Raw genomic sequence first — 21022 nt, forward strand, 5'->3', positions numbered from 1 at the left:
CTTTTAGTCGATCCTTCCTGGCTCTTTGCCGGCCTTTAGAAGGAGTACTTGATACTCATCGAAACGAAGTCACGGTCACGGATCAGGTTGCGCTGCCCGGCACCGAAGAAGGTCGAGTAGCTGATGTCCGCGGTCCACTTCTCCAGATAGAGCGCGCGCAGGCCGAAGCTCAGCGCCTTGCGCCCTTCGACGAAGTTGCCGATCGGGCCCGGCGTCACGCCGTTGACGTCGTGCTGCCAGGAGATGGAGGGCGACAGGTTCACGCCCGAGAACGCGTTCAGGTAGTCGAAGCGCGCCGTCATCCGGTAGCCCCAGGAGAACCGGGTGGCGAAGCCATCCTCCACCGCCGGGCCGGGGGCGGCGCCGCCCGCACCGGACTCCGCGAAGGCCGGGATGTAGGAACGGTCGGTGCCCGGCCCGTCCAGGCGGTACTCGTCCGCCCCCGGGAAGCCATGGACATAGTTGAAGCCGAACTCACCCAGCAGCACCCACTGGTCGGCGCCGACCATGGGGCTGAACGCCTTGGTCGCCGTGAACTGGAACTGCGAGATGTCGAAGAACTCGTAGCCCTTCAGCGTGCTGCCGAAGAAACGGCTGGCGCTGGCCACGGGGTCGTTCAGGTCGATGCCGCCCAGCCGCTGGATCAGCGGATACTGGTTGAACAGGGCGGCCGCCTGCCGCGCACCGGCCAGCGCCCCCGCCTGGGCCCCGGCCTGCAAGGCCGCGGCGTAGGTGGCGGGGCCGCCCTGCGCGGCGATGGCCGCCTGGACCTGACCCTGCACCGCGCCCGGCAGGCTGGTGAAGGAGGTGCCGACGAGCGACGGGGCCGCCACCGCCAGCACCCGGTTCACCGCCGCCTGATACTGCGTCTGCGCCGCGGCCTGCCCGGCCGCCTGCCCGGAGGAGGCACCGCCCAGCACCGCGGGCGCGGCGAAGGTGGACTGCAACAGCTCGACATCGTCCAACGCCAGCGGCTGGTCCTTGCGGAACGAGTATTCCGCCTGGAAGGAGATGCCGGCGGGCAGGGTCGTGTTCAGGCTCAGGCCGAAGAGCTGGATGTCCTCCGGATAGACCAGCCGGTAGCCGCTGGCCTCGGAGAAGGGCGCGCCCTGCGGGTTGGCGGCGAAACGGTAGAAGTCGGACTGGGTGCCGACGATCGTCTCCAGCACCGGCAGGCGGGAATGGTAGTTGATGTAGTAGGCGCCGAACTCGGTGTTGCCCAGATCCGGCGAGAAGTAGCGCGCGGCGAAACCGAACTGGCCACTGTCGCTCGGCTGGTCGTCCTCCAGCCGCGGCACGCGCGAGCCGACGGAGGCCGCCGCGTTCACGACCGAGCGGTCGATGTCCGGGATCAGCGGATTGCCGAAGCCCAGCAGCAGGTAGCGCGCGCCCGGCGAGCCGGAGTCGGTGGTGCTGAAGAAGCTGTTGGCGGCTTCCGGCTCCGTCTGGTCCCACTTGAACTGGTAGAAGGCTTCCAGGCTGAAGTTCTGGCCGAGGCTGACGGAGACGTCGGCGATCGGCACCGGCAGGAAGGACTCCTTCAGCTCCGAGCCCGGGATGCGCAGGGCGGAGACGTCGATCGGGTTGATCGTGTTGATGCCGTTGGCGATGAAGGTGCTCTCGCCCCAGCTCAGCACCTGGTTGCCCAGGCGGACGTCAAGGCCGGCATCGTCGCCCAGGCTGAAATTGCCGTAGACCAGCGCATCCAGCAGCTTGAAGTCGCGCCCGACGCGCTCCACCGCCTCGCCGTCCAGCGGGAAGCGGCCGGTGCGGGCGAAGTCCGTGCTGTCCTTGTCGGCGTTGACGACGTCGTAGAAGTAGGTGGCGCGCACGAAGGCGCCCAGATTCCGGTAGTTCAGCTTCAGCTCGTGCAGGGCACGGCCGGTCAGCGAGACAAGGCCCTTGTCGTAGTTCAGGTTGCCGTTGTCGCCATTGTGCGAGTTGAAGGTGCCGCCGTTGACCCGCGCGATGATGCTTTCGTCGCGGTCCTGCACGCGGAACAGCGCGCCCAGGGTCAGGGTCGTGTCGAAGCTGCCGGTCAGCTCGCCGCGGTTGAACTGCACCGCCTGCGCGCTGCCCGCCGCCAGCAGCGGGGCCAGCAGGGCCGCGGCACTGGCGCCGGCCAGCATGCGGCGGTTGAGCCTGCGACGATGTGGACGGATTTCGGGCGTGATCGTGCGTGCCATGGCGTTTCCTCCTCGCTCCACGTTTCTCTTTTTCGCCCGCGTTTATTGGGGGCGCCGGAACGGAGGCAGCCCGATTTGCGGGAATTTCAAGGCTGTAGCAGTAAAGGCTGGCGTGCGCCTGCGTCAAGGTCTCTATGCCCGGAATGCAGGGCTCCGACCCTGCCGAACAGGGTTCCGGAGCGTCCTTGAAAAGTCTGTCCGCACTGTGGATGCCAGCCGGCTGCCCCGTAAGTCCTTGATTCAAGGCTCCGTTGCATAAAGGGACCGGGTCAGCCGGAGACCCGGCCCGGCGATCCGCCGGCAACCGGGCCGCAACCGGGGCCGAGTCGGGGAGAGGCGGCGGGGCGCGCGCTGCCCCGTCGGCGGCAGGGGGTCAGCCCGCGGCCTTGTTGCGCGCTGGCCGCAGGCAGCGGGCCTCCAGTTCGGCCGCCGGGACGGGAAAGCCGATGAGGAAGCCCTGCGCCTCGTGGCAGCGGTGCCGGCGCAGGAAGTCGAGCTGCGCCTGCGTCTCTATCCCCTCCGCCACCACGGTCAGGCCGAGCTGCCGGCCCATGGCGATGATGGTGGCGGCGATGGCCGCGGTGTCGGCGTTGCTGGGCGCCTCGCTGACGAAGGAGCGGTCCACCTTCAGGGTCGTGATCGGCAGCCGGCGGAGGTAGGACAGCGAAGAGTAGCCCGTGCCGAAATCGTCCACGGCGATGCGGATGCCGCGACCGCGCAGCTCCGACAGGCCGTCGGCGATGAAGGCCATGTTGGACATCATGGCCGTCTCGGTGATCTCCAGCTCCAGCAGGTCGGGCCGCACGCCGTACTCGTCCAGCAGGGACTGGATGCGCTCGGCGAAGTGGCTGGAGGTGATCTGGCGGACGGAGACGTTGACGGCGACGGGCAGCGGCTCCAGTCCGGCGCGCTCCCAGCGCTTGATCTGCTCCAGCGCGGCACGCAGCACCCAGTCGCCGACGGCCAGGATCATGCCCGTCTCCTCCGCCACCGGGATGAAGGTGGAGGGGGGGATCATGCCCATCTCCGGATGGCGCCAGCGCAGCAGCGCCTCCACGCCCACCGTCTCCATCGTCTCCAGGCTGGCTTTGGGCTGGTAGTACAGTTCGAACTGGCCCTGTTCGATCGCCTCACGCAGGGCGTGCTCCAGCGACAGCCGCGCCACGGCCGCCTCGTTCATCTCCGGCGTGAAGAAGCGGTAGCCGTTGCCGCCGGAGGACTTGGCGGTGTGCATGGCGGTATCGGCGTCGCGCAGCAGGGCACTGATGTCGGTGGCATCGCCGGGGAACAGCGTGATGCCGATGGAGCAGGTGATGAAGAGCTGCTGCCCGTCCAGCCCGAAGGGCTGTGACAGGCCGGCCAGCACCGTCTCGGCCACGCGGGCGGCCATCTGTGGATCGGGCAGGTCCTCGGCGATGATCAGGAACTCGTCCGCCCCCAGCCGGCCGATGGTGTCGGCCGGGCGGACCGAGCTGGCCAGCCGCTGCGAGATGGCGCGCAGCAGCTTGTCCCCGACCTGATGGCCCAGGCTGTCGTTGACCAGCTTGAAGCGGTCCAGGTCCAGCAGCAGCACCGCGACCGAGTTGCCCTTGCGTTCAGCCTGGTCCGCGGCATGCTGGAGCCTGTCCTGCAACAGGGTGCGGTTCGGCAGCCCGGTCAGCGGGTCGTGGGTGCTGACATACATGAGCTGCTCTTCGAACCGCTTGCGGTCCGTGACGTCCGTCATGGTTCCGGTGATCCGCACGGGGCGGCCCCGGTCGTCCCGGATCGCCTGTCCGCGCGCCTCGATCCAGATCAGGGAGCCGTCGCGGTGGCGCAGCCGGTAGAAGGCATGGTAGTCGCCGGACTCCCCGGACAGGTAGCGCTCGATCTGCGCCAGGGCCGCGGGCCGGTCCTCGGGGTGCAGGATCTCCCGGAACAGCAGATCTGCCTGCCCCGGCGGGCTGCCCTCATAGCCCAGCATCTCGATGAATTCCGGGCTCCACCAGAAGATGCCGTGGGCATAGTCCACGTCGAACACGCCCGAGCGGGTGGCGCGCACGGCCAGCTTCAGCCGCTCCTCGCTGTCGCGCAGGGCCTGCTCGGCCTGTTTGCGCTGGGTGATGTCCTGCACCACGCAGATGGCCGTGCGACGGTCGCCCAGCCACATCTGGCTGACGCCGAAGGCCATGCTGAAGACGACGTTCCGGCTGGTGCGGCCCTGGATCTCCGACCAGGTCTCGCGCCGCCGACCCTCCCCGCTCTGGCGCAGGCAGGCCATCAGCGCCATCGCCACGCGGGTCCAGTCGGCCTCGTCGATCAGGGTGACGAAAGGCTTGCCCACCACATCGTCCGCGGCATAGCCGAACAGCTCCAGCGCCGCCCGGTTCATCGTCTCGATCCGCAGATCCTCGTCCAGCGTGATGATGCCGTCGGCGACGTTGTCCATGATCCCGGACAGCCGCGTCTCACGCTCGCGCAGGGCGGCCTCCGCCCGCCGGCGTTCGACCAGCGAGCGGTCGAACTGGGTCAGCAGGTCGTTGGTGATGCCGGCCAGCAGGCCCAGCTCGTCGTCGGCATGGTGCGGCGGCACCGTCAGCGGCCGGCCGGCGGGCTGGGCCGGATCGACCTCGGCGATGGCGCCCGCCAGCCGCAGGAAGGGCTTGGTGATGCTGAGATAGAGCATCACCGCCAGCGCCGTCGCCAGCCCCAGCATCCACAGCGCGCTGGTGGCCAGCACCAGCTCCGCCCGGCGGAAGAAGTCGGCGGCGATGACGTAGCGGTCGATGCTGACCCGCAGCTCGCCCACCCGCAGCTCCTCGGCCCGGCGGACGACCAGCGGGATGGCGAAGGTCTTCTCGTGCGGCAGCAGCAGCTCCGCCAGCCATTTCAGCCGGCCCTCGGTGGGCAACCGCTCCTTGGAGGCCAGGACATTGCCCAGATCCTCGTGGATCGCGGCGCGGTAGACCGGCCGGTAGGCGAACAGCCCGGTGATGACCCGCTCCGCCAGCGCCTGGTCGAAGGAATAGGCAGCCTCGGCCGCCGGTTCTTCCAGCGTGGACAGGACCTGCTTCACGAGCTGGTCCGTCTGTTTCTCCATGTCCAGCAGGTCCAGCGCGATCTGCACCGAACTGAGGAACAGGCCCAGCACCAGGGTGAAGACCAGGGTGTTGCGGGCCTGCTTGTAGGACAGGCGCTTGCGCAGCGGGATCTTCATCATGGGGGGCGCCGGCGGCATGGGGGGCGCCGGCTGCGGCTCCCCTGCGCCCGGGCCGACACACTCCTCCCCCGGCGACGGCGGATTACCGCCGTCCTGCCTTCCCGCAGGAAAAGAAGCGTCCGATGCCCGCACCGTGCTGTGACCTGTCCCCCGTGTGCGTCCTGAAGACTAGACTGCCATCGTCGGTTTGGACATGACAATCGTGTTAACCGGTTCGAGCGGAGCAGGGCGACGCGCCGGCGCAGGGGGACGGCGCAGGTAACCGTCGCGCACCGCGCGGCCGTTTGCTAGGAGAGCGGAAGAGCTGAGCGGAGGAGTGGTTTGGCACGAGGTATCCTGGGCGAGATCGAGGGGGCGGGCCAGCGCGCGGCCGACGGGCTGGCGCAGGTCTTCGCGCGCCTGTCGGGCGGCGACCTCCGGTTGGGCGTGACCGGCCTGCGCCGGTCGGGCAAGACCGTCTTCGTCACCTCCCTGCTGCACAACCTGCTGACGGCCGGGCGGCTGCCCTTCCTGGACGTGATGTCCCAGGGCCGCTTCATCGCCTCCCGCCTCCAGCCGCAGCCCGATCCCGCCGTGCCCCGATTCGATTTCGAGGGCCGTCTGGCCGAGCTGACGGCCGAACTGCCGCGCTGGCCGGAGAACACCAAGGCCGTCAGCGAGATCCGTATCGCCCTGCGGTTCCGCCCGGTCGGGCTGATGCGGCGCAACCTGGGCGGCATCGCCACGCTGAACCTGGACATCGTGGACTATCCCGGCGAATGGCTGCTGGACCTGCCGATGCTGGGCCAGGGCTTCGCCGAGTGGTCGCGGCAGACGCTGGACCTGTCGCTGCGGCCGCCCCGCGACGAACTGTCCCGGCGCTGGCGTGAGTATCTGCGCGGCGTCGATGCCACGGCCGACGCGGACGAGGCGGTCGCCCGCCGGCTGGCCGCGCTCTACACCGACTATCTGAAGGCCTGCCGGGCCAGCAGCGTCGGCCTCAGCCTCGTGCAGCCCGGCCGCTTCGTCGAGCCGGGGGAGATGGAGGGGGCCCCGGTGCTGACCTTCTGCCCCCTGCCGCCGCAGGAGGCCGCGCCCCCGGACTCCCTCTACGCCCTGATGGCCGAGCGGTTCGAGGGCTACAAGGAGAAGGTGGTCCGCCGCTTCTTCCGCGATCATTTCGGCCGGCTGGACCGGCAGATCGTGCTGGTGGACGTGCTTTCCGCTCTCAATGCCGGGGCGCCGGGGCTGGAGGACCTGCACCAGTCGCTCGCGGCGACGCTGGAGAGCTTCCGCCACGGCCGCACCGGCTGGCTGAACTGGCTGGGCGGCTCGCGCATCGAGAAGGTGCTGTTCGCCGCCACCAAGGCCGACCATGTCGCCGCCAGCCAGCACGGCAACCTGCGTTCGCTGCTGGAGAGTTTCCTGTCCGGCTCGCTCAATTCCGTGCGCTATACAGGCGCCGCGGTGGACACCATGGCCATCGCCTCGGTGAAGTGTACCGAGACCGTGCTGACCGAGTACCGTGGACGGCCGCTCGCCTGCGTGCAGGGGGTGCCGGCCGGCCGCACCGAACAGGCGGTGATCTTCCCCGGGGAGATCCCGGCCAGCCACCACGATGTCGGACCGACGGGGGAGGGGCGCTTCAACTTCCTGCCCTTCCTGCCGCCGCAGGGGCTGGGCCGCGACGGCCGCGGCCTGCCCAACATCCGGATCGATCAGGCACTCCAGTTCCTCGTGGGGGATCGCCTCGCATGACTTTGCGGACAGACGAGACAACGCGGACGCCCTGGGTTCCGCCCATGGAGTTCGACCCCGCGCGGGCGATGCCGGCGCCGCTCGACCAGCGCGACGCGCCGACGCCGCTGGCGGGAGAGCTGCTGCCGCCGCCGACGCCGAACCCGCGGCGCTTCGCCGCCCGCGCCCTGGTCTTCTCGCTGGCCGGCCTGGTCGTCGCCGCCATCGGCATCGACACGGCGGACCTGGTGATCCGCGCCTTCGCCGTCTCGCCCTGGATGGGCGGGGTGCTGTGCGGGCTGGTGGCGGTGGCGGCCGGTGCGCTGGGCATGATGGCCGGCCGCGAATGGCGGGCCTTCTCCCGCCTTGCCAAGGTGGACGGGCTGCGCCAGCGGGCGGCGGCGCTGCGCGCCAAGGCCGGCCACGGCAAGGCGCAGCCGGTGGCGCGGCAGGTGCTCGCCCTCTATGTCGGCCGGCCCGAGCTGGAACGCGCGCGGGAGGCCTACCGCACCTCCGTCACCGACGCTCACGACGACCGCGAGGTGCTGGACCTGGCCGAGCGCACGCTGCTCACGCCGATCGACCAGACCGCCTACCGGCTGGTCGTGCGCGCATCGCGCGACGTGGCGCTGGGCACGGCGCTCAGCCCCGCCGCCCTGCTCGACGCCGCCCTGGTGATCTGGCGCAACGCCAGACTGGTGCGCGAGGTCGCCAGCCTCTACGGCGCCCGGCCCGGCCTGTTCGGCTCCGCCCGGCTGCTGCGCCGGATGGCGGAGAACATCGCCATCGCCGGCGTGGCCGAGTCCGGCGACAGCATCGCCGTGGACGCGCTGGGCGGCACGGTGGCGGCGGCCCTGTCCGCCCGCATCGGCCAGGGCGTCATCAACGGCCTGCTGACGGCGCGCATCGGTCTCACGGCCATGCATCTCTGCCGGCCGCTGCCCTTCGCCCCGGAGCGGCGTCCCCGTCTGGCGGAAATCCGCAAGGAGCTGCTGCGCCTGCCCAAGGAAGTGCTGTAGCCTCGGCAGTCGGGATGGCGCCCGGCGGTGGCGGGCGCGTGAGGGGAGAGGCCATGCGCATCCTGTTCCTCGGCGCCGGGGCGACCGGCGGCTATTTCGGCGGACGCCTGATGGAGGCGGGGGCCGACGTCACCTTCCTGGTGCGGCCCCGGCGGCTGGCGCAGCTCCGCGAGAACGGGCTGGTGGTGGAGAGCCCGGCCGGCAACATCCGCCTGCCGGCGCAGACCATCAGCAAGGCCCGGCCCGGCTACGACCTCGTCGTGCTGACCTCCAAGGCCTACGACCTGGACGGCGCCATCGAGGCGATCCGGCCCGCGATGGAGCCGCACACGCTGGTGATGCCGCTGCTCAACGGGCTGAACCACATCGACCTGCTGGATGCCGCCTTCGGCCGGGAGCGAGTGCTGGGCGGCATGTGCCACATCCCGATCACGCTGGAGCCGGACGGCACCATCCGCCATCTGTCGCCGGTCCACCGGCTGGCCTTCGGCGCCCGCTCGCCCGGGCAGGAGGCCATGGTCGGGCGGCTGGCCGAGGCGTTCCGCCCGACCCCGGTGGACTGGCGGCGCAGCGATGCCATCATGCAGGACCTGTGGGAGAAGTTCGTCTTCCTGGCGACGCTGGCGGGCGCCACCTGCCTGATGCGCGCGCCGGTCCGCGCCATCGTCTCCCAGCCCGGCGGGGAGGGTTTCCTGCGCGCCCTATTCGCGGAGGCGCAGGCCACCGCCCTGGCGGAAGGGCATCCGCCCTCGCCCGCCTCGGTGACGGACAGCCTGGACCAGCTCACCGACAAGGACAGCGCGCTGACCGCCTCCATGATGCGCGACGTGGTCCGCGGCCACCGGGTGGAAGGGGAGCACATCATCGGCGACATGGTCCGCCGCGGCGAACGCCACGGCCTCTCCATGACGCTGATGTCGCTGGCCCTGCTGCACCTGCGCGCCTACGAGGCCGAGCGGCTCCGCCGCGCCGGCTGAGAGGGCCGCGGGGGAGACGGGGGCGGGCGCGTCAGGCCAGCAGCCCGTTCAGCACGTACAGCAGCCCGCCGATCATGGCGCCCAGGATGGTGCCGTTGATCCGGATGTACTGGAGATCCTTGCCGACCCGCACCTCCATCCGGCGGGTGAACTCGTCCAGGTCCTGACCGCGCAGGGTTTCGGAGATGAAGTCGCGGATGCGCTCGCGCCAGCGCGGGATGGCGGCGACGAAGGCATCCTCCACCGAGCGGTTGACGCGGCCGCGCAGCTCGGCATCGTCGAGCTGGCTGGCGAGCGAGGCGACGGCCGCCTCGACCACGCCGCGGATGCGGCTGTCCGGCCCTTCCAGATCGTCCACCACCAGCCGGCGCAGGGTCGATACCGCCTTGTCCAGCAACTGGCTGAAGCTGGTGTCCTGAAGCGCCATCCGGACGACGCGCGTCAGCCGCTCGCCCAGCGGGCCGCCGCGCTCCACCTCGTCGGGCAGCTCGCGCAGCCAGCGGCGTAGGTCGCGGCCCACGTCGGAATGGGGGCTGCGCAGATCGAACAGGTGGTCGATCGCGGCATCGGCCAGATTGCCGGCGACGCGGCGGTCCACGGCACGGGGGATCCACCAGCGCGAGCGCGCCTCCACCGCCTCCTGCAACCAGTCGCGGCGGTCCTGCACCATGCCGACCAGCCGGTCGGACAGTTCGGTCAGCAGCGCCTCCAGCGCATCGCTCTCGACCACCGCGCGCAGCACCCGGGCCAGCGGCCGGCGCAGGTCCACCCCGCCCAGCGCCTCCTGCAAGGCACGGGTCAAGGTGCCGCGGATGGCGGCCTCGCCGTCGCCGCGCACCAGCCCCGGCAGCAGCCGCACCACCACGTCCACGACGCGGGCGCGGCTCTGCCCGTCGTGCAGCATCCGGGCGATGCGGTCCGCCAGATCCATGCGGTGGAGCTGCTCCACCAGCATGCCGGGCTCCAGGAACTCGCGGTCGATGTAGGCGGCGATGCCGTCGGCGATGCGGTCGCGGTTCTTCGGCACCAGGGCGGTGTGCGGGATCGGCAGGCCCAGCGGCCGGCGGAACAGGGCGGTCACGGCGAACCAGTCGGCCAGCCCGCCGACCATGCCGGCCTCCGCCACGGCGCGCAGGGGATGCACCGCCTCCGGCGGCAGCGGAGCAAAGTGGGAGGCCGCCCAGCCGGCGGCCGCCACGCCCAGGGCGGACCCGGCCAGCAGCCGGTAGCGCGCCAGCTCCGTCTCCCGTTCACGCAGCGCCTGATCATCCCCGGTCCGCATCCGTCGTCCCCGTCATGGTCGCACCGCTTCCCAACGCTATCCCGCCGCCGCGCGGCGTCCGTCCAGGATTTACCGAGGTGTTACAAAGCGAAAAGCCCGGGTAACGCGATTTCCCCTAGAACGGCGCCTGGACATGGGCCGACCGCGTCCCCCGGCCGTTTCCGGGGTACGCCGGTCCTGTGACGGCGATCCCGCGGGCGGGGATTTTTCCCTTTCCACCGTCGGCGGGGACTGGACCCGGCGGCTGCGGCCGCCGGGTTTCCTTTTTCTGCCCGGCATCCTTCCGACCCGTCCCTCCAGGAACTTCACCCGGCCGCCCCGGTTGAACCGCAGCCCTCCACGGCGGGGGGCGCGCAAGCCAGGGAGATCGTCCATGCAGATCCGGGACATCATGACGAAGGACGTGGAGCTGGTGAACCCCGGCACCACCCTGAAGGAGGCCGCGCGGAAGATGCGCGACGCCGACACCGGGTTCCTGCCGGTCGGCGAGAACGACCGTCTGGTCGGCACCGTCACCGACCGCGACATCACCGTGCGCTGCGTGGCAGAGGGGGCGGACCCGAACAGCGCCGCCGTCCGCGACGCCATGACGGACGAGCTGGTCTTCGTCTTCGACGACCAGGACAGCAGCGAGGCGGCCCAGCTCATGTCCGAACGCTCCGTCCGCCGCCTGCCCGTGCTGAACCGCGACAAGCGGCTGGTCGGCGTCGTCTCCCTGGGCGACGTGGCGGCCAGGGGCCGGGACGAGGACGTGGTCGGGCTGACCCACGGCGACATCGCCAAGGCTCCCCCCAACGGCTGAGGCCCGCCGGGGCGGGGGGTCAGGGGGGGCGGAGCGAGGACTGCCGGGGCGGGGGGTCAGGTCCCGCCCCCGCCCTCCAGCGGCTGGTGCCGGTGGACGTCGTAGTCGGGCGCGGCCTCGACACGGGACCGGGGGACCGAGACGCCGGCGCGGTTCTCCGCCCACTCGATGGTGCTGATCCAGCCGGTATCGATCACCACCTTGCGGCCGGGCAGCCAGGTGCCCGTATCCACCACCACCCGGCGCACCGTCCAGCGGTCGGTGTCCAGCAGCAGGCTGTCGATGCTGCCGATGTCGCCGTCCGTCGCGGTCAGGGTATAGCCCGCCAGTTCCCGCGTGCTGCGCAGGTGCGGATCCCCGTCCGGCCCCGTCGTTTCCGTCCCCGTCGTTTCCGTCGCGCCAATCTCCGCCGGGGGCCCGTCGCCGTCCTCCCCTGGCGGCCCGCCCGCGCCGGGGGGCAGGGGGGCGGCCGGCGGGATGCCCAGGCCGGGGGCAAGCCCGGCCGCCATCCCCGCCGCCCCGCCGACGGACCCGCCGATGGTCCAGTAGGGGGCCCAGCCGTAGTAGCGGTGCAGCAACGCCTCCTGCTGGCGGTTGACCGGACGGTCCGTCTCGATGCTGGGGCTGGACTCCACCTGCGCCATGGTCAGGGCGACCTCGATCTCCTTCGCTCCGGCGTCGGGCACGCCCAGGACCGACGGCACGATCAGCACCCGCCGGCCGAACAGGAACGATCCCGTGTCCACCACCAGATAGCGCACGGTCCAGTCGCGGTCCTCGAACAGCAGGTCATGGACCCGGCCGATGCTGCCGTCGGCCGCGCGCAGCGTGTAGCCCTTCAGCGTGTCGAAGTTCCAGATCATCCCCCGCCTCCCGTGTCGGCCCGCCGGGCCTTGCCCCAGAGCCAACCGGGCAGGGCCGGAGCGGTTCCCCGGGCGCCGGCATGGCGCACGCATGCCGGTCCCGCCCCTTCCGGCCTTCCCCGAGGCGGCGTGGACGCGCTACATCCGTAGGATCGGGTTGGTGGAACGGGAGGAGCCCGCGATGCTGCGCGCCTACCGGGTGGTCGAGGGCCGGAACGAACGGCTGGAGGGCGCCGTCGCCCAGGATGTCCTGGTGTCGTCCGCCTGGATCGACCTGTTCTCCCCGACGCCGCAGGAACTGGCCCTGGTGCAGGACGCCTTCGGGCTGGAACTGCCGACGCGGGAGGAGATGCGGGCGATCGAGCTGTCCAGCCGTGTCTACCGCGAGGCCGGCGGCGTGTTCCTGACGGCCACCGTGCTCTGCCGCGCCGACGCGCCCGTGCCGGAGACGATGGACGTCACCTTCGTGCTGACGGGGCGCTCCCTGATCACGCTGCGGTTCGACGATCCCAAGCCCTTCTACGGCTTCCACAATCAGGTCCAGAAGCAGGGCATCCGGCTGGACACCGGTATCGTCGCCTTCGTGCAGTTGCTGGAAGCCATCCTGGACCGCATCGCCGATGTGCTGGAGGGGACGGCGCGCGACCTCAATACCGTGGCGCAGCATCTCCTGCTCCAGGGCGACGACCGGGCGCGGCTGTCCTCTGAGCTTCAGGCCGACCTGCTGCGCCGGATCGCCCGTGGCCACGACGTCACGGCCAAGGCGCGCGAGAGCCTGGTCACCCTGGCCCGCGTGCTGGCCTTCGTCGCCGCGCTGAAGGAGGTGGTGTCCGACAAGGGGTTGCGCGGGCGGCTGAAGACCATGCTCCAGGACAGCCAGTCGCTGTCCGACTACACGGCCTTCCTGTCCTCCAACATCAGCTTCCAGCTCGACGCTCTGCTCGGCCTCGTGGGGATCGAACAGAACAACATCGTGAAGATCTTCTCGGTCGCGGCGGTCGTGTTCCTGCCGCCGACGCTGGTCGCCAGCATCTACGGCATGAACTTCCGCCACATGCCGGAACTGGACTGGACCTTCGGCTATCCGCTGGCCCTGGTCCTCATGGTGATCTCGGCCGTGGTGCCCTATCTCTGGTTCAAGCGCCGCGGCTGGTTGTAGCCCCGCCGGTCCCCGTCAGGGGGCCGGTGTATCCGGCAGGCTGTAGTCCAGCGTGTAGGAATGCCGGCCCTCGGCGATGCTGATGCCCATCCCGCCGCGGATGCCGGTCAGCGCCCCCGTGCCCGAATCCGGCACGATGGTGATGGACAGGGACTGTGCCCCGCGCTCCATGACGCCGCGGTGGACCAGGGCGAAACCGCCGCTGCGGCCGTGCAGCATGCCGCTGAACCGTTCCACCGCGACATAGGCGGCGGACCCCTGGACCGGCGCCATGGCGGTCAGCATCTCCCCCTCGGAGGTTCCCTCCAGGTCGCCCTGGAACCGCTTGGCCAGGATCATGCGGCCCAGCTTCGCGCCCTCGCCGGACCCGCCGCCGGCCTCGCCCGTCGCCTGGGGGGTGAGGGTGACCTCGAACCCGCCGCTCGCCCGCACCGTCACCCGTCCCTCCGTGCCGTCGTTCATGACCGCCTCCCCGCTTCTGTCCTCCGGAGCCCCGCTCCGCGGGACCTCCTGTGCCGCCGCCGTCAGCCCGACGGGCGTCAGCGCGGGCATCAGGAGCAGGACCGCCACGCCCGGCAGGCCCGCCCATGGGTGCCTTCCCGGCCGGCCCCGGGGTCCCTTGTCCGCTGCCCGCCGCATGGCCCCCTCCCGATCCGGTTCCGTCCAGCCTAGCACGCGCCGCCCTCGGGGGAAGGGGGGAGGAGCCGCTCCCGTCGTTCCGTTCCCCTTGCACCGCCCGGCAGGGTCCGGCACGCTTTGTCCCTTGGGCGCAGGGCTCCGGCCCGCCAGCGAAAGGCTTCCGCATGCAGGTGCCGCGCGTCAGACCGGGCCTCCGCCGCCTCCGCGGCGTCCTTGGCGCGGCGCTGTTGGTTGCGCTGGGGACCCTGGTCGCCGTGCTCCCGTCCGGGGCGTCGCGGGCGCAGGAGCTGCCGGTGGACCTGGAACTGGTGCTGCTGGTGGATGTCTCCGGCAGCGTGGACGCGCAGGAGGCGGAGTTACAGCGCCGCGGCTATGCCGACGCGCTGATCAGCGACCAGGTGGTCGAGGCCATCCGCTCCGGTCCGCTGGGCCGGATCGCCGTCACCTATGTGGAATGGGCCGACGACACCTACCAGACGGTGATCGTCGGCTGGACCGTGCTGGACGGGCCGGAGAGCGCCCGCGCCTTCGCGGAGCGGCTGACCGCCGCCCCCATCACCACCGCCTTCTGGACCGCCATCGGCAGCGCGCTGGACTTCGCCACGCGCCAGTTCGACGGCAACGGGGCGGAGGGCACCCGTCGCGTCATCGACATCTCCGGCGACGGCTACAGCAACCGCGGCCGGCCCCCGGCAGAGGCGCGCGACGCCGCCGTAGCGGCGGGCATCACCATCAACGGCCTGCCGATCCTGAACAGCCGGCCCAACCCGTGGGGCGGCCTGCCGCCCCTTGATCTGGACAGCTACTACCAGACGCACGTCATCGGCGGTCCCGGCGCCTTCATCCTGGTGGCAGAGGACTTTCCGGCCTTCGGGGAGGCGATTCTGGCCAAGCTGGTGAAGGAGATCGCGCAGGTGCCCGCACCGGTTCCCGGTTCCCGACTTGCCGGCGGGGCGCCGGAAGCGATCGGACAGAACGGGGCCGCCGCGGCCCGGTAACCTCCGGAGACCGCGGCGACCCGCCAGTTTCTGGCGGTTCAGGGAGGCAACGCACCAGTGCCCGCCCCAACATCCCGCCCGGCGGGCGGGTTCCGTGTCCGGGCTCCGTTTCCCCCGTTCCCCGGGAGATCGCCCGCGCCAGGGGCCGGTTCCGCGCCCCTCCTTCGGAGTGACCCCGTCTGTGGAATGGCATCCGCGGATAAAGTTCCCAAAATGGCCCTGGTCGATGGTGCCGGAGCCGGTCCGGCGGAGAGGGTCGAGGACGCAAACCCATGGATGCAATTTCCGAGGCGCTGCTGCGGCAGGTGCCGTTCCTGCGCCGCTACGCCCGTGCCCTCACGGGCTCTCCGGAGGCCGGTGACGAGCTGGTCGGCCGGGCGTTGCCCGTTGCCCTCGACGATCCCGACACCTATGGCCTGGGAGGTGAGGGCGGCCACGACGAGAGGGGGCGCGGCGCGCTCTACGCCCTGCTGAACCGGTTGCAGGACGAGGCCGACCCAGGGTCCGCCGCCGGACACCCGTCCCGGCCGCCGGAGGGCGGCCATTCCCCCCGGCCGCCGAAGGGCGGCCATCCAATGGAAGCGGCGCTGGCTCTGCTGCCGGAGGCGGAGCGGCGCCTGTTCCTGCTGGTCAGCCTGGAGGCGCTGTCGTTCCAGCAGGCTGCCGCCGTGCTGGGCGTCACGCCGGATCAGGCGCACGCCCTGATGGCCGACGCGCAGGAGGCCCTGCGCGAGGCCCTGATCGCCAGCATCATGATCGTCGAGGATGACGCCATCATCGCCTTCGATCTGGCCGAGACGGTGCGCGGCATGGGACATACCGTCTGCGGCACCGCGGCGACGATGGAGTCGGCCCTGGCCACCGCCCGCAACTGCCATCCCACGCTGGCGCTGATGGATCTGCGCCTCGCCCATGGCGACAGCGGCATCACGACGGCGCAGCGCCTGCGCCAGAGCAGCGAACTGCCGATCATCTTCGTCACCGCCTTCGGCGACGAGTTGACCCGGCGCGGGCTGGAGCATCTCGGCCCCGTGATCCGCAAACCTTTCACCCGCGAACAGATCGAGCGCGCCATCACCCAGGCGGTCTTCGCACCGCCGCGGGAGGCGCGTATTCCCGCACTGGCGGCCCTCACCCGGGACCCCGCCGGGGGAGCCGTCTGACCCCCGGGCGGCAAGGGCCGTCTGTGACATTGTGCGGCATCGGTGTGGACGCCGGAACACAGTGTGACGCGCCCGCAAAAAGTTGCCAAGTTTCTGTTGCACGCCGATTCCCGGCGGTCCAAAGATACCTCAGCAGACAGGATCGGCGGTGGTACGGACAGTCGGTACCCTTGGGCCGATCCGGGCGCGGGTCGGGCACATGGATCGCAGGACATTGTTCCGTATCGCCGCCGGCGGGTGCCTCCTCACCCTCGGCGGGGGATGGTCAGCGGGCGCGTTCGCAGCGCAGGACCGGCCGGTCCCGGCGCGCAAGCCGGAGCCGCCGCGTCCCCTGCGGCGCGTGGTTCTGGACCCCGGCCACGGCGGACATGACCCCGGCGCCGTCGGCGTGCGCGGCACGCATGAGAAGGATGTCACCCTCGACATCGCCAAGGAACTGGCGCGCCAGCTCCGCAAGGCGCGCGGCCTGGAGGCGGTGCTGACGCGGGAGACGGACGTCTTCCTCAGCCTCGGCAAGCGGGTGGAGATCGCCCGTACCGCGCGGGCCGAGCTGTTCATCTCCATCCACGCCGACAGTGCGCCCAACCCGAACGCCCGCGGCCTTTCCGCCTACACCCTCTCGGAGAAAGCGACCGATGCCTTCGCCGAGGCGCTGGCCCAGCAGGAGAATCTGGCCGACCGGCTGGGCGTGGCAGAGGAACAGTTTAACGCCAATGTGCAGGCTTTCCTGGTCGATCTCGCCGCCGACTACACCCGCCGCGCCTCGCTCTCGGCCAAGCAGGGCATCGTGAAGGGGGTGGGGCGCGACATCCGCTTGCTCGACAACCCGATGCGCTCCGCCAACTTCGCGGTGCTGAAGGCGCCCGACGTGCCTTCGGTGCTTGTCGAGACCGGGTTCCTGTCCAACCCCGACGACGAGAAGCTGCTGCGCGACGCCTCGGCACGCCGGCGCATCGCCGGTGTCCTGGCCCGGGAACTGGTGGCGGTGGTCAACGCCGCCCCCTTCGCCTGAGGTGCCGCTGCCGCGTAACGACGCATCGGGCGGGCATGGCCCTGGCGGACGGGAAGCCCCACCACAACTGAACTGGTTAGAACCGGAAGCGCGTTGGTCGTGCGTCCGGCGGGAGATGACGGCGATGGGCGAAGGGTACCAGCAGGTCCGGGGAACGGCTCCGGGAGGTTCGACCGCGTGCGGCGAGGCGCGCGCCGGCCGGCGCCTGCGTGGCGCCCTGCTGGCGGCCCTTTTCCTGCTGCCGGCCTGCGCCCAGCTGGATACGGGCGCACCCCGTCCGGCCGCCCCGGCGGCCCAGACCCCCGCCGTGCCCGACGCGACGATCCGCAAGGAGATCGAGCGGCGCTGGCAGGAGCAGGGGTCGGCCGGCCGCGGCGTCGATCTGTCCGTCAGCGGCGGTCGCGTCCTGCTGACCGGCCGCGCCCGCACGCCCGATCAGCGGGTGGATGCGGTGCGCCTCGCCTGGCAGGCGGACGGCGTGACCGAGGTCATCAACGAGATCCAGATCGACGACGAGAGCGGCCTCACCGACAAGGCGACCGATCTCTGGATCAGCACCCGGATCCGCTCGAAGCTGCTGTTCGACGCCGACATCTCCTCGGGCATGTTCTCGGTCGATACCGTGAACGGCACCGTCTACGTCATGGGCCGGGCCCGCTCGCAGGTGGAGCTCGACCGCGTGCTTTCCCATGTGCGCGCCGTGCCGCGCGTCAGGCGGGTGGTCAATCATGTCGTTCTCTAGGGGCATTCCGCATCCCGCTCAGGGGTTCTGCGGCGTCCTGCTGATCCTGGTGGCGTTCGTCTGGCCGGGCGCCGCCTTCGCGGAGTCCGACCCGGCGGCCCAGGCCAACCGCCTGTTCGTCCAGGCCATGCAGGCCATCCAGAAGGCCGACCAGACCTATGACCCGCAGGAGCAGGCGAAGTTCCTGATGGAGGCGGACAAGCTCCTGTCCGACATCATCACCCGCCTGCCGGAAAGCCCGCTGGCGGTGCAACTCGTCACCAACCAGTTCATCGGCGATTTCGACTATGTCGCGTTCCAGAGCCGCATCCGCGGGCTGGTCTGTGCCGAACCGCAGGCGACCGGCTGCTTCCTGCACCGGATCGAGGCGATGATGCCGCCCTTGGAGTATCCCATCGCGGGCCCACGCTGGGACTGGCTGTCGCTGGCGGTCGCCCACTGGCATCTGGGGGACAGGGGGCGGGTGAAACCGATCATCGCCCCTTTCGTGATGGCCCTGCGCCGGTCAGCGCCGCCGGCGGAGGGCAGCCAGGACCTTTTCCTGGGCCGGGCGCTCGCGCTTACGGGCGAGCCTGATCTGGCGCTGCGCATCACCCGATCCATCGCCGACTGCTCCACCCGCATCTACAACCTGACGGACATCGCCGAGGCGCTGGTCTGGCAGGGCGAAGGGACCCGCGCCACCGCCGTGGCGGAGGAGGCGGCGGACTACGCCCGCGCCAACGCCTGCGCCTGGGAACTGGGGCTGGTCGCCCAGGCCCTGCTGCGGGTGGGCGACGAGGGCCGCGCCCGCACCCTGTTCCTGAACACGGTGGAAGAGCAGTTCTCCCGCTTCAAGGACCGCCGCGGCACCTGCTGCCCGCCCGAGCTGGCCGTGGCGGCGGGCGACCTGGGCGACGTCAACCTCGCCCTCGGGCTGCTGCGCACGGTGCAGGAGGAGAGCCCCTGGACCGTGCCGCAGGTGCTGGGCAAGCTCGGCGCCCGCGGGGAGAAGACCCTCACCCTCACCTTCGCCGACCAGATCGCGGACGTGGAGCTGAAGGCGGAAACCTATGTCGAGCTGATCGGGGCTTCGCTCAAGGCCGGGGACCGCAGGCAGGCCGATCTGGTCTCCACCCGCCTGGACGGCATGCTGAAGGGGGCCGACAAGAGCCCGCTGCTCCTGATCCAGCGCGCCCGTGCGGACCGGCTGCTGTTCAAGGACCAGCGCTGGCGTCCGCGCTTCCAGCAGGCGCTCGACCAGTCGGACCGGGAGGGGCAGGCGCGGCGCGACGTGGCCGTGCCCTTCCTCGCCGCCCTGGTGGAGATCGAGACCGGGCGCGCCATGCTGGAGTGAGCGGCGGGGCGGATGTTCCGCCCCGCGCATGACGCTTTACGCCCTGGACCCTACCGGCCGCCTGCCCGCGGCTTCAGCCGCCGGGCGAGCTGGCGGACATAGCGGCTGTCTGCCGGGCCGAACTCCCCGGCGGCGATGTCCTTGCGCAGGTCGGTCAGTTCCTGCCGCGTCTGCTCGGACAGGGCGTAGTCCGCCAGCAGCCGGTCGATCAGGGCCTGGTCCTCCGGTCCCCCGGCCCTGCCGCCCGCCTCTGCCCCGCTGGTGTCCGCCCCGTCTCCGCCGGTGTCGTCCACGCCGGCATCGTCCACGCCGGCATCGTCCAGATCCAGGTCGAGCCCGTCTCCCGCGTCCCCGTCCCCTTCGTCGCCATCGGCCCGCGGCGCGGGCACCAGCAGCGCATCCCAGCCGACCCCGGCATCGACCATGCGGCGGTGGACCGTCCGCGCCGCCTCCAGGGCCTTGGCGTCATCCGGATCGCCCAGGCTGTCCAGCAGCGCGATGAAGCTCTCGCGGTCCATGAAGGGCATGGCGGTTCGTCTCCTTTTTCGCCTTTCGCGTCCGCCCCTTAGGTGGGGAGCGGCCGGGCCCCGTCAACCGCTGCCGTCAGCCGGCCGGCTGCGGCGGTTGCAGCACGCTGTCCGGCACAGGCAGGGGGAAGCCCTTGTCCAGCAGGACCCGCAGCCGCTCCGGCGGGGCGTCCTGCACGAGCGCCAGCGCCCACAGGGCGAAGCGGCGGGCATCGCGCTGCACCAGGATGCGGGAGAAGCCCGCCGCCTGGAGATGGGCGCCCAGGGTGCGGTGGGTGAAGGCGGTGCGGTGCGCCATGAACAGGTTGCCGGCGGCCAGCGCCGAGCGCAGCCCGTACATCATGTCCAGCGGCGTGATCGGCCCGGCGGGGGAGACATAGGCCGGGTCTTCCAGCCTGCCCTCCGCCACCAGGGTGGCGATGGACTGCATGTCGGGGCAGGTGATCAGGGCGAACCCGTCCGGCCGCAGCACGCGGCGGAACTCGCGCAGCGCCACCGGCACCTCGTGCGGGTAGAGGTGTTCGATGTTGTGCGACGAATAGAGCGCGTCCATCGCCCCGTCGGGCACCTGCCCCATGTCGGTGATGGAGCCCAGGATGTCCGGTCGGACCGCGGGGTCGATGTCGAGCCGCACCTCCTCCCAGGCCGTGCGGTCGAACAGGGCGTGGAGACGGGTCGGCGCCGGACCGCAGCCGACATGAAGCACCTTCTGCATCTTGTCCTTCCTGTTTCCGTTACCCGTCTGCCATGGTCCCGAATGGGTAGCAGACCGCCTGGCCGCCGCATAGCCGCACCCGCCTGCGGTCACACGCGCTTGACAGGATGGCGGAACCGCGCGACCCGTGGGGCAGATCCAGGGCGTTCCGCCGTCCCGAGACGTTCCGTTGTTCCAAGACGTTCCGACAGAGGCCCCATGCCGTCCTTCGACATCGTCTCCAAGACCGACCTCGCCGAGGTGCAGAACGCCATCGACGGCGTGCTGCGCGAGATCCAGAACCGCTTCGATTTCAAGGGCTCCAAGAGCACGATCGAGCGCAAGGAGAACGAGATCACCCTTCATACCGAGGACAAGACCAAGCTGTCCCAGCTCCAGGAGATGGTGAAGGGCTACTTCGTGCGCCGCAAGCTCGACCCCGGTGCGCTCGACTGGGGCCGGGAGGAGAACGCGGCCGGCAGCACCCTGCGCCAGGTGGTGACGGTGCGGCAGGGCATCGACCAGGACCTCGCCAAGAAGATCGTCAAGGCTGTCAAGGACAGCAAGATGAAGGTCCAGGCCTCGATCCAGGGCGACGAACTGCGCATCACCGGCAAGAAGATCGACGACCTTCAGGAGTGCATCCGGCTGGTCAAGGGGCTGAAGATCGAACAGCCCTTGCAGTACGTGAACTTCCGCGACTGACCC

Annotated in this window: 18 protein-coding genes; 11 read left to right on the forward strand and 7 right to left on the reverse strand. The window is 70.8% G+C overall.

The genetic code is table 11. From position 1 onward, the window contains the following. Positions 1-35: 35 nt before the first annotated feature. Both ACFQPS_RS06665 and ACFQPS_RS06670 read right to left on the reverse strand, forming a co-directional pair. Positions 36-2186 carry a DUF1302 domain-containing protein gene (locus tag ACFQPS_RS06665; RefSeq protein WP_377357539.1) on the reverse strand — a complete coding sequence of 717 codons (2151 nt, stop codon included), beginning with the start codon at positions 2184-2186 and terminating at the stop codon, positions 36-38. A 373-nt stretch (positions 2187-2559) separates the two neighbouring features. Beyond that, entirely contained in the window at positions 2560-5385 is a 2826-nt protein-coding gene (locus tag ACFQPS_RS06670; protein ID WP_377357541.1) for an EAL domain-containing protein, read from the reverse strand. Between the two features lie 321 nt (positions 5386-5706). Between ACFQPS_RS06670 and ACFQPS_RS06675 the strand changes: the two genes are divergently transcribed. The 3 genes from ACFQPS_RS06675 to ACFQPS_RS06685 are packed head-to-tail and all read left to right on the forward strand — an operon-like array spanning position 5707 to position 9097. Continuing rightward, entirely contained in the window at positions 5707-7122 is a 1416-nt protein-coding gene (locus tag ACFQPS_RS06675) for a YcjX family GTP-binding protein (RefSeq protein ID WP_377357543.1), read from the forward strand. A 44-nt stretch (positions 7123-7166) separates the two neighbouring features. Beyond that, positions 7167-8120 carry a YcjF family protein gene (locus ACFQPS_RS06680; protein WP_377357545.1) on the forward strand — a complete coding sequence of 318 codons (954 nt, stop codon included), beginning with the start codon at positions 7167-7169 and terminating at the stop codon, positions 8118-8120. Between the two features lie 53 nt (positions 8121-8173). Beyond that, positions 8174-9097 carry a ketopantoate reductase family protein gene (locus ACFQPS_RS06685; protein WP_377357546.1) on the forward strand — a complete coding sequence of 308 codons (924 nt, stop codon included), beginning with the start codon at positions 8174-8176 and terminating at the stop codon, positions 9095-9097. Positions 9098-9128: 31 nt separating this feature from the next. Here ACFQPS_RS06685 and ACFQPS_RS06690 read toward each other — a convergent pair whose 3' ends face one another. Then, positions 9129-10379, reverse strand: a complete 1251-nt coding sequence (locus ACFQPS_RS06690; RefSeq protein ID WP_377357548.1) for a DUF445 domain-containing protein — start codon at positions 10377-10379, stop codon at positions 9129-9131. A 373-nt stretch (positions 10380-10752) separates the two neighbouring features. Here ACFQPS_RS06690 and ACFQPS_RS06695 point away from each other — a divergent pair, with 373 nt between their 5' ends. After that, the gene (locus tag ACFQPS_RS06695) at positions 10753-11181 is read left to right on the forward strand and encodes a CBS domain-containing protein (RefSeq protein WP_012568590.1); all 429 of its coding nucleotides are present in this window, start codon (positions 10753-10755) and stop codon (positions 11179-11181) included. Between the two features lie 56 nt (positions 11182-11237). Here ACFQPS_RS06695 and ACFQPS_RS06700 read toward each other — a convergent pair whose 3' ends face one another. Next, complete coding sequence (locus ACFQPS_RS06700; protein WP_377357549.1) at positions 11238-12044, reverse strand: PRC-barrel domain-containing protein; 807 nt, start codon at positions 12042-12044, stop codon at positions 11238-11240. Positions 12045-12135: 91 nt separating this feature from the next. Here ACFQPS_RS06700 and ACFQPS_RS06705 point away from each other — a divergent pair, with 91 nt between their 5' ends. Further along, positions 12136-13203 (forward strand): magnesium transporter CorA family protein, encoded by a 1068-nt coding sequence (locus ACFQPS_RS06705; RefSeq protein WP_377357551.1) that lies wholly within the window; start codon positions 12136-12138, stop codon positions 13201-13203. Positions 13204-13218: 15 nt separating this feature from the next. Here the strand turns inward: ACFQPS_RS06705 and ACFQPS_RS06710 are convergent, their stop codons facing one another. After that, entirely contained in the window at positions 13219-13665 is a 447-nt protein-coding gene (locus ACFQPS_RS06710) for a DUF3224 domain-containing protein (protein WP_377357553.1), read from the reverse strand. A 404-nt stretch (positions 13666-14069) separates the two neighbouring features. On the opposite strand from ACFQPS_RS06710, the gene ACFQPS_RS06715 reads away from it, so the two are divergent. From ACFQPS_RS06715 to ACFQPS_RS06735, 5 genes are all read left to right on the forward strand, one after another. Next, entirely contained in the window at positions 14070-14840 is a 771-nt protein-coding gene (locus ACFQPS_RS06715) for a DUF1194 domain-containing protein (protein ID WP_377357555.1), read from the forward strand. A gap of 272 nt (positions 14841-15112) precedes the next feature. Continuing rightward, positions 15113-16003, forward strand: coding sequence for a response regulator (locus ACFQPS_RS06720; RefSeq protein ID WP_377357557.1), 891 nt, complete (start codon positions 15113-15115; stop codon positions 16001-16003). 199 nt (positions 16004-16202) lie between these two features. Then, on the forward strand, positions 16203-17015 hold the full coding sequence (locus ACFQPS_RS06725) for an N-acetylmuramoyl-L-alanine amidase family protein (RefSeq protein WP_377357559.1): 813 nt from the start codon (positions 16203-16205) through the stop codon (positions 17013-17015). Positions 17016-17139: 124 nt separating this feature from the next. Then, positions 17140-17757: a BON domain-containing protein gene (locus ACFQPS_RS06730; protein ID WP_377357561.1), complete on the forward strand. Its 618-nt coding sequence runs from the start codon at positions 17140-17142 to the stop codon at positions 17755-17757. Continuing rightward, entirely contained in the window at positions 17744-19093 is a 1350-nt protein-coding gene (locus ACFQPS_RS06735; protein ID WP_377357563.1) for a hypothetical protein, read from the forward strand. The genes ACFQPS_RS06730 and ACFQPS_RS06735 overlap by 14 nt, the downstream gene beginning before the upstream one ends. 50 nt (positions 19094-19143) lie before the next feature. Here ACFQPS_RS06735 and ACFQPS_RS06740 read toward each other — a convergent pair whose 3' ends face one another. After that, positions 19144-19620 carry a hypothetical protein gene (locus ACFQPS_RS06740; RefSeq protein ID WP_377357565.1) on the reverse strand — a complete coding sequence of 159 codons (477 nt, stop codon included), beginning with the start codon at positions 19618-19620 and terminating at the stop codon, positions 19144-19146. A 76-nt stretch (positions 19621-19696) separates the two neighbouring features. Then, positions 19697-20335 carry a class I SAM-dependent methyltransferase gene (locus tag ACFQPS_RS06745; protein WP_377357567.1) on the reverse strand — a complete coding sequence of 213 codons (639 nt, stop codon included), beginning with the start codon at positions 20333-20335 and terminating at the stop codon, positions 19697-19699. Between the two features lie 198 nt (positions 20336-20533). Between ACFQPS_RS06745 and ACFQPS_RS06750 the strand changes: the two genes are divergently transcribed. Further along, a complete protein-coding gene (locus ACFQPS_RS06750) occupies positions 20534-21019 on the forward strand; it encodes a YajQ family cyclic di-GMP-binding protein (RefSeq protein ID WP_377357569.1) in 486 nt (161 codons plus the stop codon). Positions 21020-21022: the final 3 nt, after the last annotated feature.

The sequence above is a fragment of the Rhodocista pekingensis genome (assembly GCF_042665545.1).
GTDB classification, from domain to species: domain Bacteria; phylum Pseudomonadota; class Alphaproteobacteria; order Azospirillales; family Azospirillaceae; genus Rhodocista; species Rhodocista pekingensis.